Source organism: Bradyrhizobium sp. UFLA05-89 (assembly GCF_059803475.1).
In genome coordinates this window covers 13,477-29,978 of sequence record NZ_JBANBA010000013.1, presented here as the reverse complement: position 1 = coordinate 29,978, position 16,502 = coordinate 13,477, and the positions used below count along the sequence as shown (strand labels likewise).

Here is a 16,502-nt window from a genome sequence, read left to right as displayed (position 1 = left end):
GGTATCGAGCGGAGTAAAGTGGGTCAACGCGATCACGGCCGGGATATCTTTGAATCAATCCAGATCAAAACGATTCTAAACTTCAGTTTGAAACGATTCTAAATTGGAGCTTGTAAGCGTTCTAAATTGACTCACGAAATGTCTGCCGAATTCTCCTTCGCATCGGTCGATCGTTGATGGCCGCGCGATATCCGCGACCATCTGGCCGCGGATATCGTAACGACGAGAGCGGGTCAGGCTGCTCTCCATCGGAGCCTCAGAACTTGGCCGAGGTGACGACGTAGAACGCCCGGCCTGGTGCGACCGCCACGAACGGTACAGCGCTGCGATAGAGCGTGTCGTAGTACAGCTTGTTGGTCAGGTTCTGCGCGTAGAGCTTCATCGTCCAGTTCTTGTCGATCTTCTTCTCGACGAACGCGTCGAAGCGCCAGTAGCTCGGCAGCTCATTGCCGGTGTTGGCCGCAAACGTGCCGCCATAGACCTTCGAGCGATACACCGCCTGCCCGCCGAGCTCCCAACCATCGTCGAGCTTGTACTTGGTGAGCATGCTGAACGACTGGTGGGCGACGTTGGCCAGCTGGAGGCCGATGTTGGAGGCGATGCCGCTTTGCGTGACCTTCGACTGCATCAGCACCAGGCCGCCGAAGATGCTCCAGCGGTCCGTGATCTTGCCCTCGGCCTCGATGTCGATGCCCTGGATTCTGTAGGCCGCGCCCGAAGTCAGCAGGTTGTTGACGGTCTCGCGCGCATTGTCCTTGGTGGTTTGGAACAGTGCGCCCGTCACGAGCAGATGGCGGTCGGCGAGTTCCCATTTGGTGCCGATTTCGGCCGCCTTGTTGCGCTCGGGGCCGAGCAGAATGGCCGTGTTCGCCGGAACGCCACCGTAATCGGTGCCGGTTGCGTCAAGCTCCGACCCGAACGGATTGGCCGAGGTCGCATAGGCCGCGTAGATGCTGCCGATCGACATCGGCTTGTAGACCAGGCCGACGTTGTAATTGACGAGATTGGCATTCTGCTTGAGATAAGCCGAGTTTGTCGAAGAGCTTTGGCTGTAGCCATCATAGCGGACACCGCCATTGACGATGATGGTGTCCTGCCAGTTCGCGGTGTCCATGACGTAGACGCTGCTGGTGTTGACCCCATAACGCGTCGGGTTTCCAACCAGCGACGGCGTGCCGAAGCCAGAGAGATAAGTGTACTGAGGGGAATAGAGATTGACGTTCTGGACGGCGCCGTTGCTCGTTGAGCCGCCGCCGAACAGTTCCGAGGAGAGACCGGTGTAACGGTCGATCGAGATGTCCTCGTTCGTATATTCGACGCCGAACACCGCGGTGTGCTTGACCCCGCCGGTGTCGAGCTTGAACGTGGCCTCGTTCTGGTTGGCCCACACGTCCACGTTCTGGTAACGGCTCTGCGCGCTGGCCGTGGTCGTCCAGAGCAGCGGATTGACGTTGGTCGTATTCGGGTTCTGCGGCAGCGTGCCGATATAGTTCAGTAGCGAGTGCTCGCCGCGCACCTTGCTGGTCAGGGTGACGGCCTCGTTGACCCTGTACTCGGCCGTGGCGGTGCCGAAGTCCTGCCGCGCAGTCTGGAAGTCGCGGTTGACGAAGCCGTACCAGTTCTGGCGCGGGATCCCGGCCTCGGTGACCGGCACGTTGCCCTGCTTGTAGTAAGGCACCCCGAAATCCGGCAAACCGCTGAGATCGGTGTGCACGTAATTCGTCGTGATCTTGAGATCGCTCGTCGGGGTGTACTTGGTCGAGACGAAGGTGCCCCAACGATCGTCGGTCACGTAATTGCGGCCGGCAACGTTGGCATCCTGGAACAGTCCACCGGTGCGGACCGAGAAAGTCGGGTCGATCACCTGGTTGACGTCGAGCGTAACGCGCTTGGTCATGTCGGTGCCGAACTCGGTATCCATCCGCTTGAAGTTCTGGTCACCCGCCTGCTTGGTCACGATGTTGATGGCGCCGCCCGCGGTCCCGCGTCCGGCGTAGGACGAAGCCGGCCCGCGCAGGATCTCGATCTGCTCGGTGAAGAAGTTCTCGCGGATGCTGACGGCGGGATCGCGGATGCCGTCGATGAAGACGTCGTTGCGCGCATCGAAGCCGCGGATGAAGAAGCGGTCGCCGAACGCGTTGCCACCCTCGCCGGAGCCCAGCGTCACACCGGCGGTCGAGCGACCGATCTCCTTCAGCGTCGTGGCGTTCTTGTCCTCCAGCACTTCCTTGCTGAGCACGGTGATGGTCTTCGGCGTGTTCAACATCGGCTCGGGAAACTTGCCCGAGGCCTGCACGTGATCGACCTTGTAGGGAGCTGCTGGATCGGCATACGGATTGCGGTCCGGCGCGCCTGCGCTCTGGGACGGCGCGGCTGCGGCCTGTTGCGCCTGCTGGCGCTGCGCCGCGCGGCGAAGCGCATTGCGCGCACGAACCTGCTCCGGCGACGGTTTCGATGCGGCAGGCCGCGGGCGCTCGACGGGCGCATCGACACTGACGGGGGGAAGATTCGACTGCTGCGCTTCGGCCGCCCCCGAAAACGATGCCGCTGCAATCAAGCCAGCAACAGTCGAAACCGCCCTGCCGGAATTTCCATCACACTTGTGTCCAACCGAATCGATCGCAGCGATCGAACGCAGCGATCGCGGCGCTACCACCAGCCCCATTCCAATGCACCCCAATTTCAATTTTCTGATCGTTGACGCGCAACATGTGCGTCAAGCGATGGGGCGGTGCTATCGATCGGAAAAAATTGGGTCAATGCGAAGCGCGCACGAAACCGCTTGAATACCTCCAGATCAAATCAATTCTAAAATTCGAGTCTGATATTGCTCTAAACTAGCGCGACAAAGTGATGCAGCAGGCCGATACGCATCTTGCGCTTGGGCACTTACATGTAGCAGCCCATCAATCACTGCTCGGCGGCTTCATCAGCGAGAACAATTCGTCGACCGTTTGCTGTGCGACGGAACGAACGCGATCAGTATCGTCCATGCCGGCGATGTTGACGCCCTTCACGACGGCTTTGATCTCGTCGCGAAAGTCGGTCAGGAAGCGTAAGGGATCGCCCTGTTCGTTGGCGACGCGCGCGATCAGGCCCGCGATCAGAATCTGACACGCGATCAGCTTGCCGTTCAGCTCGTCCATCATGCGCTCCCGTTGTGCGGCGGTGATATGGACGACGTCGCATGGGCTGACAACGGAAACACGGCGCGATCTATTTAGAACCGTTCTGGCGAGGGCGGCGCAGCCACATCCGAAAGGTCTCCCCTTCAGCATCGGCGCAGCGGATCGCGCACGCGGTGCGCGACTGGCGAAACCTTTGCACGTTGATCGATGCTACTGCCCGACAAGCTGCTCAACGGAGCGGCTGTTCACGATACGCGCACGCCGCCCGGATCGGATGCAAAGCTTTCCGATTGTTTAGGATTCTCAAGCGACAGTGTTGTTTACACTGGAACTTGGCGTGTATTATACAGGCTCCGCGCCGGAACCCTTTCGAAGACCCATTATTCAACCTTTTGGGCAAGCGAGCCAATACGAAGCCGATATGAAAAAGTCGCGGCCGATTCTGTGGTTTTCCCTCATCGCAGCCGTGGCCGTGGCAGGCTACTTCGGCTGGCAACGCTTTTATGGTCCCGACGCCGCCAAGACCCAGGCCGCGCAAAAAGGCCCGCCGCGACCGGTCGCAGTTCCCGTTACCATCGCACCAGTCCAGCAGGCCGATTTTCCGGTCTATCTGACCGGTCTCGGCACGGTTCAGGGTTTCAACACCGTACAAGTCCGGACTCGCGTGGATGGCCAGATCGACAAGATCGCCTTCACCGAGGGCCAGATCGTCAACCAGGGCGACCTTCTGGTCGAGATTGATCCCCGCCCCTTCCAGGCCGCGCTCGATCAGGCCAAGGCCAAGAAGGCGCAGGACGAGGCGAATCTCGCCAACGCCAATCTCGACCTCCAGCGCTATACCAAGCTCGGCGAATTCGCGACCCGGCAGCAGACTGACACCCAACGTTCCACCGTCGCCCAGCTCACCGCGCAGATCGCGGCCGACGAGGCCGCGATTTCCAATGCCCAGACCCAGCTCGACTACACCCAGGTCAAGTCGCCGATCACCGGCGTTGCGGGTCTGCGCCAGGTCGATATCGGCAATATCGTCAATGCCTCCAGCCAGACGGCGATCGTCTCCATTGCCCAGATCGAGCCGATCACGGTGATCTTCACTGCGCCCGAGGACCAGTTGCCCTACATTAATGAGGGTCAGAAGGCCGGCGCGCTCAAGGTGATCGCGCTGACCACCGATGGCAAGAAGGCGCTCGCGGAAGGCAAGCTCGCCGTCATCAACAATCAGGTCGACACGACCAGCGGGACTATTCGGCTGAAAGCGGTGTTCGACAACAAGGACCACGCGTTGTGGCCAGGCCAATCGGTCTCGACGCGTCTTCTGGTGCGGACGCTGAAAGACGCCACGGTGGTCCCCGACGACGCGGTCCAGCATTCAACCAACGGTCTCTACGCCTATACGGTCAATCAGGAGAACAAGGCTGAACTGCGCAAGCTCAAGGTCAGCTATTCCATCGATGGACGCTCGGTGATCGATGAAGGACTTAGCCCGGGACAACAAGTGATCACCGGCGGTCAGTTCAAGGTGCAGCCCGGAAGCCTCGTCTCTACGGCGGTCGCGAGTTCGAATCCGGGCCAGAACAAGGTTCGACAGGAATGAACGACGGCGGGATTTCGGCACCTTTTATCCGTTATCCCATCGGCACCTCGCTGCTGATGGCCGGCATTCTTTTTGTCGGCCTCGTCGCTTACCCGCTGCTGCCGGTCGCGCCGCTGCCGCAGGTCGACTTCCCGACCATCCAGATCACCGCCAACCTGCCAGGCGGCAGCCCGGAGACGATGGCCTCCTCGGTCGCCCAGCCGCTCGAACGCCAATTCGCCCAGATCCCCGGCATCGCCCAGATGACGTCGACGAGCTATCTGGGCACGGCCTCGATCACCATCCAGTTCGACCTCAATCGCAGCATCGACGGCGCCGCCAACGACGTGCAGGGCGCCATCAACGCGGCGAGCGGCCAGTTACCGAAAAACCTGCCCTCGCCGCCGACCTATCGCAAGGTCAATCCGGCGGATTCGCCGATCCTGCTATTGTCCGCGACATCCGAGACGTTGCCGCTGACGACCGTCAGCGATGCGATTGACGCCCAGCTCGCCCAGCAGATCAGCCAGATCTCCGGCGTCGCGCAGGTCTTCATCGGCGGCCAGCAGAAGCCGTCGGTCCGTGTGCAGATCGACCCGGCGAAACTGGTCGCCAAAGGCCTGTCGCTCGAGGACGTCCGCAGCGCAATCGCGATCACGACGGTCGATAGTCCCAAGGGCAATATCGACGGCGAGAGACGCGCCTACACCATCTACGCCAATGACCAGCTACTCCAGTCCAAGGACTGGAACGACGTCATCATCGCCTACCGCAACGGCGGCCCATTGCGAATCCGCGATATCGGCCAGGCGGTCACCGGGCCCGAAGACGCCAAGCAAGCCGCCTGGGCCAACGGGAAGCGCGGCGTGTTCCTGGTGGTGTTCAAGCAGCCTGGCGCCAACGTCATCGAGACCGTCGACCGGATCAAGGCAACCCTGCCCCGGCTGGTGGCGGCGATCCCGCCGGCGATCAAGATCGAGGTGATCAGCGACCGCACCACGACCATCCGCGCCGCGGTCGAGGACGTCCAGTTCACGCTGCTGTTGACCATCGTCCTGGTGGTCATGGTCATCTTCGTCTTCCTGCGCAGCTTCTGGGCGACTGTCATTCCCACCGTCACGGTTCCGCTGGCGCTGCTCGGCGCGTGCGCCCTGATGTGGGTGTTCGGCTATTCGCTCGACAATCTGTCGCTGATGGCGCTCACGATCGCGGTTGGCTTCGTCGTCGACGACGCGATCGTGATGCTCGAGAACATCACGCGCTACATCGAAAACGGCGATTCGCCCCTCGCCGCCGCCTACAAGGGCGCCAAGGAGATCGGCTTCACCATCGTGTCGATCAGCATCTCGCTGGTTGCGGTGCTGATCCCGCTGCTGCTGATGGGCGGCATCATCGGGCGCCTGTTCCGCGAATTCGCCGTCGTGCTCGCGATGACGATCTTCGTCTCGATGTTCGTGTCGCTGACGCTGACCCCGATGATGGCCTCGCGCTTCCTGCGCGCCCATGGCGAGGTGAAGCACGGCAAGTTCTATGCGTGGAGCGAGCGCGCCTTCGACGCGATGCTGCGCGGCTATGAATACGTCCTCGACCACGCGCTGAGCTGGCGGCGCACCACGCTCACCATCTTCTTCGCCACCCTCGGCCTGTCGGTCTACCTGTTCATCCTGATCCCGAAGGGCTTCTTCCCGCAGCAGGACGTCGGCCTGATCACCGCGACGTCCGAAGCATCTCAGGACATCTCGTTTGCCGAGATGCAGAAGAAGCAGCAGGAGCTCGGCAAGATCGTGATGGCCGATCCTGACGTTGCTTCCATCGCGATGAACATCGGCGGCAGCGGACGCGCCGGCAACAACGGCAACATGTTCATCACGCTGAAGGCGCGCAACGATCGCGAGGCATCCGCGCAGCAGATCATCGCGCGGCTGCGTCCGAAACTCGAGAAGGTCGAGGGCGCTCGCCTCTATATGCAGGCCGCGCAGGACGTCCGACTCGGCGGCCGCCCGACGCGCACCCAGTTCGAATTCACCTTGCAGGACGCCGATCTCGGCGAGCTCAATGGCTGGGCGCCCAAGATCCTCGCCAAGATGCAGACGCTGCCGGAGCTGCGTGACGTCGCGACCGACCAGCAGACCCAGGGCACCACGGTTCAGCTCAAGATCAATCGCGACACCGCCTCGCGCTACGGCATCCAGCCGCAGCTGATCGACGACACGCTCTATGACGCATTCGGCCAGCGCCAGGTCACGCAGTACTTCACGCAGCTCAACAGCTATCACGTGATCCTGGAGATCCTGCCGGAGATGCAGGGTAATCTCGACAGCCTGAACAAGCTGTACCTGAAATCGCCGCTAACCGGCGACCAGGTGCCGCTGTCGACCTTTGCGACCTGGACGACCGATCCGGTGCGACCGCTCTCGATCAGCCATCAGGGCCAATTCCCGGCGATCACGATCAGCTTCAACCTCGCGCAGGGCGTGGCGCTGGGACAGGCCACGGAAGCCGTGCAGAAGGCCATGGCCGATCTCGGCGCGCCGGCAACGCTGAATTCGAGCTTCCAGGGCACCGCGCAGGCCTTCCAGCAGTCGCTTGGCACTGTGCCGCTGCTGATCCTGGCAGCTCTCGTGGTGGTCTATCTGATCCTCGGCATTCTCTACGAGAGCTACATCCATCCGATCACGATTCTCTCGACCCTGCCTTCGGCAGGCGTCGGCGCGCTGCTGATCCTGATGGCGGCCGGGTTCGACTTCAGCCTGATCGCGCTGATCGGCATCATCCTCTTGATCGGCATCGTGAAGAAGAACGGCATCATGATGGTCGACTTCGCGATCGCGGCCGAGCGCGACGAGCACAAGACTCCGGCGGAATCGATCCGCCAGGCCGCGCTGCTCCGCTTCCGCCCGATCATGATGACGACGATGGCGGCCCTTCTCGGCGGCGTGCCCCTGATGCTCGGGCACGGCACCGGTGCCGAAATCCGCCAGCCTCTCGGCTATGCCATGGTCGGCGGCTTGATCGTCAGCCAGGCCCTGACCCTGTTCACGACGCCCGTGGTCTATCTCTATCTCGACGAGTTCTCCAACTGGTTCTCCGGCTGGGGCCGCTCCAAGGAGAGCGAGCACGAGACGACCGAACACGGCACGGTCAAGGAAGCAGCCGAGTAAGCCAACGCCGCGCTTCCAATTCCGGCACGTTTTCCTCCTTTCAAGCCAAAGCGATATTTCATGCCCGTGCGCTCCAATCTTGCCGCCCTCCTGTCGGTTGCCTTGCTGTGGAGCGGATCCGCATACGCCCAGGGCACCAAGTCCAAGGCCGAGCCCAAGGCTGCTCCGCCCCAGGCCGCGCAGCCCGCGGCTCCTGCGGCGCAGCCGCAGGCCGACGTCGCGCCGGCACCGCAGGCCGGCTGGGCCGCGCGCTGCACCAGCGCGAGCCGCGAAGCGCCGTTGGAATGCGCGATCGAGCAAAACGCGGTGCTGACCAAGACGGGACAGCTCATCGTGCTGATCAACATCCGCGTGCCCGCCGACACCCGCGTGCCCACCGCGCTGATCCAGCTCCCGCTCGGCCTCAATATCCCCGTCGGCGCCAAGCTCCAGGTCGACGAGGGCAAGACGGTCGACCTGCCGATCCAGACCTGCGAGAATCGCGGCTGCTACGTCTCAACGCCGATTTCCGCGGAGCTGCTCGCAGCGCTGAAATCCGGAAAGCAGTTGAAGGTCTCCTTCCAGAACATGTCCAAGGAGACCATCAACATTCCGATGCCGCTGAATGACTTTGCGGCCGCCTACGACAGGATCAAGTAACGGATCCGCCCCTTACCCTGCCCCCAGATAGGCCTTCTGCACCTGCGGATCGTTCGCCAGCGCCGTCGCGGTGCCGGCCAATACGCTTCTGCCCACCTGCAACACGGTTGCGAAATCTGAGACTTCGAGGGCGAGCTCGATCGACTGCTCGGCAAGCAGGATGGTCAGGCCCTCGCGATGCAGGCGGCCGAAGGTTTCGTACATGGACTCCACGACCGCCGGCGCCAGCCCGAGCGACGGCTCGTCCAGCATCAACAGTTTTGGGTCACTCATCAGCGCACGGCCGACCGCGAGCATCTGCCGCTCGCCGCCGGACATGGTGCCGGCGCACTGGTTGCGGCGCTCCTTGAGCCGCGGAAAGATCTCGTAGACGCGCTCGAGCAGCGCCGCCTTGCGCGACTTGTCGTGCAATGGCGTCGCGCCAAGCAGGAGGTTGTTCTCGACGCTCTGCTGCACGAACAGCCGCCAGCCCTCCGGCGAGAGTGCGAGCCCCTTGCGCACGATCGCAAAGGCGCTTTGGCCGGCGATCGCCTCGCCGCGAAAGCTGATCGTTCCGGCATGTACTGGGATCAGGCCTGCGATCGCGTTCAGCGTCGTGGTCTTGCCGCCGCCATTTGAGCCGAGCAGCGCGACGATGCTGCCCTCGGGCACCTCCAGCGACACGTCGGACACGCCGATCAGGTCGCCATAGCGCACTTCGAGGTGCTCGATCCGCAGCAGAAGCCCGCTCATGTGGGGCCGCCCATCAGTTCGATCGGTGTGTGGCCGGCAGCCGCTTTGGCGGCACGCGTGCCGAGATAGGCCGCGATCACCGCCGGGTTGGCCGTTACCTCACGCGGGTTGCCGCGAGCAATCTCCTTGCCCTGGTGGAACACCATCACCCGGCTCGCCAGCGACATGATCACTTCCATGATGTGCTCGACGATGACGAGCGTGATGCCGGCACGATGGATGTCGCGCACGAGATCGATCGCGAGCTTGACCTCGTGCGCATTGAGGCCGGCCATGGCTTCGTCGAGCAGCAGCACCTTCGGCTCGGTCGCAAGCGCGCGGGCGATCTCCAGCCGCTTGCGGCCGGGCGTGCCGAGCGAGCGCGCCGGCGCATCCGCCAGCCTGATCATCCCGACCCGCTCCAGCACCGCGCGTGCCTTGGCTTCGGCTTCAGCGCGATGCGTGGCACGCAGGAAGGCGCCGATCATGACATTCTCAAGCACTGTCATGCCCTCGAACGTCTGCGGCACCTGGAAGGTGCGCGCGAGCCCGAGCTGTGCGCGCCGCTCCGCCGCGAGATCGGTGATGTCACGGCCTTCGAACCGCACGCGGCCCAAGGTCGTCTTGAGATCGCCGGTGAGACAGTTGAAAAAGGTCGACTTGCCGGCGCCGTTCGGCCCGATCAGGCCGAGGATATCGCCCTGCTCCAGCGACACGGAAGCATCGTCGACGGCCTTGAAGCTGCCGAAGGCCTTTGTGATACCGCGCGCTTCAAGCAGCATGAGGCGCTCCCGCTTCGCTTCCCGGCTTGGACCGTCGCTTGAAGAGGCTCAAAATCCCGCCGGGCTGGAAGCGCGCGATCAGCACGATGATCGCGCCGTAAACCACGAAGGTGAGGCCTGCGCCCTTGCCGCCAAGCACGCTGTTGGAGATTTCCTCCAGCGGCACGAGGATTGCTGCGCCGACCAGCGGGCCGAACAGAAGCCCCGCTCCGCCGAGCGCGGCCATGATCAGGATCTTCACGGAGATCAGGATCCCAAGGCCGGACTCGGGGTCGACGAAACCGAACATCATCGCATAAAGCGCCCCGGCGACACTCGTCAGTGCCGCGCTCAGCATGAATGCGTAGAGTTTCGTGCGGCTCGCGGGCGCTCCGAGCGAGCGCGCGGCACGCTCGGAATCCTTGATTGCACGCAAATAAAATCCCATCCGGCTGTTGGCCATCCACCAGGTGATGACGAGCGTGATCACAAGGACGAGGAGGAAGAGATAGTAGTAGGGCAACGACGAGATGAACGAGAGATCGAAGATGTTGCGGGCGACCGTCGGTCCACTCAATCCCACCGCCGCACCGAGATAATCGGTGTTGGTGACGATCAGCCGCATCGTCTCGGCAACCGCAATCGTCGCCATGCTGAAATAGTGGCCTGACAGGCGCAGTGTCGGCACGCCGATGACGGCCGCCAGCGCCACCGCAATCACGATGCCACCGGGAATACCGAATAGTGGCGACAGACCGAACTTGGCGTAGGCTCCCATCGCCGCATAGGCGCCGCAGCCGAAGAACACGACATGGCCGACCGAGACCTGGCCGGCATAGCCGCCCACGATGTTCCAGGCCGAGGCCGCGATCGCATAGAGCAGCACCAACGCGCCGAGGCGCTGCTGGAACGGCGAGGACAGCAGCAGGGGATAGGCAATCGCGACCGCTGATAGCACCGACAGCCAGAGCCAGCGCTGCATCATATCTTCCCCATCAGGCCTTGCGGCCGGAACCACAGGAAGAACAGGAACAGGATGTAGACGACGATGTCGTTGTAGACCGCGCCGATCAGGAATCCCGACAGCGACTCGATGACGCCGATCAGGAGGCCCGCGACCAGCGCACCGGGCACACTGCCGAAGCCGCCGAGCGAGACCGTGACGAAGGCGACGATACCGAGCGTTTCGCCCACCGTCGGCACGATGTAGAAGAAGTTCGCGATCAGCGCGCCGGCAAGTCCCGTTGCACCCGCGGCAATCGCCCAGGCGATTGCCTGCATCGTGTCGGGCCGGATGCCCATGAGCTGGGCCGCGGTTGCATCTTCCGCCACCGCCAGCATTTTCGAGCCGAGCGAGGTGCGCGTCAGCAACAGGTGCAGGCCGAGCGTCACCAGCAACGCGACGACGCCGGCGAGCAGCCGCGAGGCCTCGAGGCGCAGCCCCGCAACCGCATAGGTGCCGCCGACGATATTCTGCGGCAACGACTTGAAGTCGGCACCGAACCACCAGAACACGGAATAGCGCAGCAGCAATGCGAGACCGAAGGTGCCGAGGATCTGCGCCAGCATCGGCCCCTTCATGATGTCGCGGATCAGGCCGAAATAGACCACGACGCCGAGCGTCGCCAGCACCAGCACCGCCAACGGCGCGCCCATAAGCGGCCCGGCGCCCATCAAGGTGTAGACGACATAGGCGACGTACATGCCGAGCATGACGAAATCGCCATGCGCGAAATTGACGATGTTCATCATGCCCCACACCAGCGTGAGGCCGGAGGAAAACAGGGCGTAGACGGCACCGAGCAGGAGCCCGCCGACGATCACCTGCACGAGGACAAAGGACATGAGCCGCGCTGCTCTTCAAATCAACAAAAAGGCAGGACCGCCGGTCCCGCCTCCGAAATCGTCACCAGCCCTTGTAGGGCATTACCGGCACCTTCTCGGCATTGCCCTTCGGCCATACCGAAACGTAATTCTCGCCGTCCTGAAGCTGGATGATGTAGGCCGACGCCTGCACGTTCTGCCCCTTCTCGTCGAACTTCACGCCATTATAGCCCATGATGAGTTGCTCGGGCTTGAGGTCCGTCGCCTTCAACGCCGCCTGGATTTTCGCGGGATCCGTCGAGCCCGCGCGGTCGATGGCGTCGACCAGCACGAAGAAGCCCTGCATCTCGCGCCCGACCGTATCCTCCATCTCCTCGCCGCTCTTCTTCTTGTACATGTCGGCGATGACGGCGCTAGGCGAGCCGGCGGGGCCAACTGCCCAGGACGAGCGGTTGAACACGCCCTGCGAGAGCTTTCCGACCGCCTTGATGAAGGACGGATCGGAATAGCCGGCATCATCCGCCAGCAGCATCGGCGGCTTGTAGTCGAGCGACTGCATGGTTTTCGCAAACAGGATCGCATCCGACGTGTAGGAGATCATCAGCACGACATCGGGCTTCTTCTCCTTGAGCTGAAGCACCTGCGCCTGCAGGTCGGTGGCGTTGACGGCGTAGGCGACGTCGATGACGCCGGTGCGCCCCTTCGCCTTGAACCCGGTGGCGATCGTGTTGGCGACGGAGGTGCCGTATTCGGTGTTGTCATGGACCAGCGCGATAGTATCGGTCTTGGCTCCGGCCGCCTTCATGTCGCTCAAAAAATCATCGTAGATGCGAACGAAATCCGGCGCGATCGGCGTGGTGCGGAAAAACCATTTGAAGCCGCGCTCGGTGAGATTGGCGGCGACCGATTCCGGCGTCAGATAAGGAATGCCATATTTCTCCGCGATCGCGCTCGAGGTCAGCGTGATGCCGGACTGGTAGGCGCCGAGGATCGCGACCACCTTCTCTTCCGTGATCAGACGCAGTGCCTGGTTTTGCCCGGTGGCCGGGCTGCCCTGGTTGTCGGCGATGACAACCTCGACCTTCGCGCCGCCAAGGCCTGCGAGCCCGGCGTTCGTGGCAAGCGGCAGCTTGTCGAGCTCGGGATGGGCGTTGTTGATGATGTCGGTCGCGACTTCGAGCGCGGCCTTGGCATGCGCACCGATCGACGCCGTGCCGCCGGACATCGGCAAGATGACTCCGATCTTGACGACCTTGTCCTCAGCCTGCGCCCCAGCCGCAAGCACAACGCACATCGCGGCCGCACAGAGCAGCCGGGTAGCGAACTTCAATGTCATGAACCAGACCTCCCAAAGGGTTTCCCCGGCCAGATTTTTAAGGCTTGAAAGCTTCGGCGAGCAGCCTGCTTCCATTTGATTTTTCCTGGCGCGCGGAGGATGGCATGCCAGTCCGGAACCAGCAAGGTGAAACGCGATTGCACAATGCGGGATAGGCAGGTGCGGACGACATCGGCGCACCGGAGTGTGGGTCACCCTTGCAATGTCCGTCGCAATCGCGAACACGCTTTCGCGCTCGCGGCGCGTTTCGCCCGAGGTTTACCGGCGGTCAGTTCGCCCTTGCGCGATGCACCTCGATGAATGTTTCGAAGCCGCCGAAGATCAGGCGCTTGCCGTCGAAGGGCATGCCGGCGTTCTTCAGTCGCGGGTCTTCCATCACCTTCTTGTTGATGGCATCGCGACTTTCGCGGTCGCGGTAGACGATCCAGGACAGCACGACGATCTCGTCCTCCTTCGCCATCACCGCGCGCGGAAACGAGGTCACTTTGCCATAGGGAACGTCGTCACCGATGCATTCGACATAGCCGAGCGCGCCGTGCTCCATCCAGACCTCGCACGCCGTTCGCGCCAGCGCCTTGTAGGCGTCGATCTTGTCCTTCGGCACGGCGAGCACGAAACCATCGACATAGGGCATCACGGGTCTCCTCTGGGGGTTGCGTGCCCCGAGGACGATTGAGGAGGCGCCGTCCCGACCCCGGTCTCGGGCTTTGAAGATGGGGCAAACCGTCGCGCGCGCCGCCACCTCGCCTGCCCGCGCCGGCCGCGGTTTTGATCGCCTGGTTTTGCGCCCTTGGAGCGGCACGAAAATCCGCTCCACAGCAGCGCTTGCAAGCCTGGAGGCGAGCGGGTAGAAACCCACCACGCCTGAGCCGTGATTTGCGCCGCGCGCGTCGCCGGCCATCGCCCGACAATTCAATAAATAGTTGAATTCGTTAGGCAATTCCGTTGGGGAATGGTGTAACGGTAGCACAACAGACTCTGACTCTGTTTGTCTTGGTTCGAATCCAGGTTCCCCAGCCACACTCGGAAATAGCGCCCCAATTTCAATAGCTTAGATCGGCACCGCTGAAAGCTGGCACCCGATGGGCCGGCTGTCCACGACAATCCAACTTGGCCGGTGAGTTTGTTGATCCGTCGTGTTGATCTTCCCTCGCCCTGATGGAATTCCGTTGCGTCGCGTCAGACGAAGGCACTCAACCCGGTGATCGACTTGCCGACGATCAACGTGTTCATCTTCCTGGTGCCTTCATAGGAGTAGATCGCCTAGGCGTCGGCCACGAAACGGCCGATGTGATTCTCGAGCAAGATGCCGTTGCCGCCAAGCAGCTCGCGTGCATAGCCAACGGTCTCGCGGCACTTGACGGTGCAGAATGCCTTCGCCAGCGACGCGTGCTCGTCGCGCATCGCGCCTTCGTCCTGGAGCTGGGCGAGACGCAGCATCATCGTCTGGGTCGACGTGACGTTGCCGAGCATGCGCACCAGGAGATCCCGGACCAGCTGGAATCCGCCGATCGGCCTTCCGAACTGCATTCGTTCGGTCGCGTAGCGCAGCGCGTGCTCGTAGGCGCCCGTCTGGCAGCCCACGGCGAACCATGCCACTCCGGTCCGCGTCATCCTCAGCACCTTGGCGGTGTCCTTGAACGAGTTGGCATTCTGCAGACGGTCCGCCTCAGGCACGCGGCAATCCTTCAGGGTGATCAGCCCGTTCTGCACGACGCGGAGCGCCATCTTGGTCCTGATCTTCTCGACGGAAAAGCCCGGATTGTCCTTTCCGACGACAAAGCCCTTGACCTGGTTCGACCCCTCCTCGCGGGCCCAGATCACGTTGATGTCGGCGAAGGTGGAATTGCCTATCCACTTCTTCTGGCCGTTGAGTATCCAGACGTCGCCCTCGCGCCGGCAGGTCGTCAGCATGCCCCCCGACGTGGCAGAGCCGACCAAAGGCTCGGTCAGGCCGAACGAGCCGATCTTCTCGAAGCGCATCATGGGCGGAAGCCAGCGCTGCTTCTGCGCTTCGTCGCCGCACAGATAGATTGAGCCGTGCATTTCGCCGCTGGACGAAGAAGTCGCCCAGCGAGATCAGAACCGAATAGTCTACCGGTCGCCCAAAATGCGCTTTCAGCTCACTATTTGACTTTGATTTAAGTTCGGGAGAGCGCCGCTGCCATTGGCAACGACTCGCCGCTTCGCTGGAAGGCAGACGCTGGGGTCGTTCGTCGCGTCCAATCTATCAGGCGCTCTCTGCATTCCTTGGATTGCTATTCCAAGAGCCGGCTCCGCCACCACCATAATAGTTGTGATATCCGCGGCCCCAATGTTGGTGGTGACGCGATGCAGCAAGACTCGTGCTTGCTGTAGCGAGGGACAAAATCGCGGTCATCACCGCGGTCACGCTCAGTAGTCTCAGGCACTTCATGGTTGGCTCCATCTCTCGCTAACCGATCCCGGTGCCGTCTACGCGGGCCGGCCGGCGGAAATCGATCGCCGCAAAGCGGTTTCGAGCTAAATCCGCACTTGACGGATCTTAACCACCCCAGCCCGCAAAGGGATTATGACCCAGTTCTGGTTGGTCATTGTAAGGGTCCGGCTGATAGAGGGCGCGCGGCGGAGGTGAATAGGCCCAACCCGAAACGGGACCCATGATCAAGCCGCGGGTGGAATGAACAACGGCATGCTGCCGGTGTGCATGACGCGCCGTAGCGGCGGTGACAGGGGCACTCAGCATAATCAAAAGGCCCAGGGCCAGAACAGAACGCATGGTTTTTCTCCGATAGATCTACCTCGCACTAGCCAAGTGAGGATCGTGCTGCGTCGCCGCAACCTAGAACTCCTTCACGACTAGTCACGTCGGCGGCATCACGTATGGCAGGCCGCTTTTGCAGCCCCGCATGTAGTAACAAAGGAATAGGAGGCTCGTAACCGCGCTGGCCACGACTGACCCTACCACTCGGGTTCGGACAACGTCGCAGCGCGGGCCAACGCTTTGGTCGCGTCAGCAAGCGATGCCTTCTCGGCTCGCCGCTCGTAGTCGTCGGCAAGGGTCTTGAGCTGAGCCACAACCACCTCGTCGGTCATGGTTTGGGCAGCGCGAAGCAGCGTCCGTGCTGTCTGCAAGTACTGCTTACCTCGCTGTGAGATCTGGAAAGTCATATTGCCCTCGCGCGATTCTCCGGCAGTTCGTTCAAGGCGATTTGGAACCAGGTCAGCCAATTGCGATCACTTTCCCGGCGAGTTCTGAAGCGATCGACGCACGTCTTGGAACAAAGAGGGGTCCGCCACGAGTAGTACCGGACGAGACCAAACCTGCCGTCACAGAGTGCGCATCGCGTTGCTTTGCGATGTCCAGGATTTTCGGTGCAGTTGGGCATC

13 protein-coding genes and 1 tRNA gene are annotated in these 16,502 nt (G+C 62.3%); 4 read left to right on the top strand and 10 right to left on the bottom strand.

Annotated features, from left to right (window positions below; all coding sequences use genetic code 11):
- Positions 1–256: 256 nt before the first annotated feature.
- Both SO139_RS09585 and SO139_RS09580 read right to left on the bottom strand, forming a co-directional pair.
- Positions 257–2,665, bottom strand: a complete 2,409-nt coding sequence (locus tag SO139_RS09585) for a TonB-dependent receptor (RefSeq protein WP_449383539.1) — start codon at positions 2,663–2,665, stop codon at positions 257–259.
- 241 nt (positions 2,666–2,906) lie between these two features.
- Positions 2,907–3,146: a hypothetical protein gene (locus SO139_RS09580; protein WP_449383540.1), complete on the bottom strand. Its 240-nt coding sequence runs from the start codon at positions 3,144–3,146 to the stop codon at positions 2,907–2,909.
- 403 nt (positions 3,147–3,549) lie between these two features.
- Here SO139_RS09580 and SO139_RS09575 point away from each other — a divergent pair, with 403 nt between their 5' ends.
- The 3 genes from SO139_RS09575 to SO139_RS09565 are packed head-to-tail and all read left to right on the top strand — an operon-like array spanning position 3,550 to position 8,501.
- The gene (locus SO139_RS09575; RefSeq protein WP_449383541.1) at positions 3,550–4,722 is read left to right on the top strand and encodes an efflux RND transporter periplasmic adaptor subunit; all 1,173 of its coding nucleotides are present in this window, start codon (positions 3,550–3,552) and stop codon (positions 4,720–4,722) included.
- Positions 4,719–7,862 (top strand): multidrug efflux RND transporter permease subunit, encoded by a 3,144-nt coding sequence (locus SO139_RS09570; protein ID WP_474797060.1) that lies wholly within the window; start codon positions 4,719–4,721, stop codon positions 7,860–7,862. Before SO139_RS09575 ends, SO139_RS09570 begins: the two co-directional genes overlap by 4 nt.
- Positions 7,863–7,922: 60 nt before the next feature.
- Positions 7,923–8,501 (top strand): invasion associated locus B family protein, encoded by a 579-nt coding sequence (locus SO139_RS09565; protein WP_449384036.1) that lies wholly within the window; start codon positions 7,923–7,925, stop codon positions 8,499–8,501.
- 12 nt (positions 8,502–8,513) lie between these two features.
- On the opposite strand, the gene SO139_RS09560 is transcribed toward SO139_RS09565, so the two are convergent.
- The 6 genes from SO139_RS09560 to SO139_RS09535 form a co-directional block, all read right to left on the bottom strand.
- A complete protein-coding gene (locus SO139_RS09560; protein WP_449384037.1) occupies positions 8,514–9,233 on the bottom strand; it encodes an ABC transporter ATP-binding protein in 720 nt (239 codons plus the stop codon).
- Positions 9,230–9,994, bottom strand: a complete 765-nt coding sequence (locus tag SO139_RS09555) for an ABC transporter ATP-binding protein (RefSeq protein WP_449384038.1) — start codon at positions 9,992–9,994, stop codon at positions 9,230–9,232. The genes SO139_RS09560 and SO139_RS09555 overlap by 4 nt, the downstream gene beginning before the upstream one ends.
- Positions 9,984–10,955, bottom strand: coding sequence for a branched-chain amino acid ABC transporter permease (locus SO139_RS09550; protein ID WP_449384039.1), 972 nt, complete (start codon positions 10,953–10,955; stop codon positions 9,984–9,986). The genes SO139_RS09555 and SO139_RS09550 overlap by 11 nt, the downstream gene beginning before the upstream one ends.
- Entirely contained in the window at positions 10,955–11,818 is an 864-nt protein-coding gene (locus SO139_RS09545) for a branched-chain amino acid ABC transporter permease (protein WP_449384040.1), read from the bottom strand. The genes SO139_RS09550 and SO139_RS09545 overlap by 1 nt, the downstream gene beginning before the upstream one ends.
- Before the next feature lie 61 nt (positions 11,819–11,879).
- Entirely contained in the window at positions 11,880–13,133 is a 1,254-nt protein-coding gene (locus SO139_RS09540) for an ABC transporter substrate-binding protein (RefSeq protein WP_449384041.1), read from the bottom strand.
- Positions 13,134–13,401: 268 nt separating this feature from the next.
- Complete coding sequence (locus tag SO139_RS09535) at positions 13,402–13,767, bottom strand: DUF1428 domain-containing protein (RefSeq protein ID WP_449384042.1); 366 nt, start codon at positions 13,765–13,767, stop codon at positions 13,402–13,404.
- A gap of 312 nt (positions 13,768–14,079) precedes the next feature.
- Between SO139_RS09535 and SO139_RS09530 the strand changes: the two genes are divergently transcribed.
- Positions 14,080–14,153, top strand: a tRNA-Gln gene (locus SO139_RS09530).
- Between the two features lie 243 nt (positions 14,154–14,396).
- Here SO139_RS09530 and SO139_RS09525 read toward each other — a convergent pair.
- Both SO139_RS09525 and SO139_RS09520 read right to left on the bottom strand, forming a co-directional pair.
- Positions 14,397–15,179, bottom strand: coding sequence for an acyl-CoA dehydrogenase family protein (locus SO139_RS09525; protein ID WP_449384043.1), 783 nt, complete (start codon positions 15,177–15,179; stop codon positions 14,397–14,399).
- 894 nt (positions 15,180–16,073) lie between these two features.
- Positions 16,074–16,283, bottom strand: coding sequence for a hypothetical protein (locus SO139_RS09520; protein WP_449384044.1), 210 nt, complete (start codon positions 16,281–16,283; stop codon positions 16,074–16,076).
- Positions 16,284–16,502: the final 219 nt, after the last annotated feature.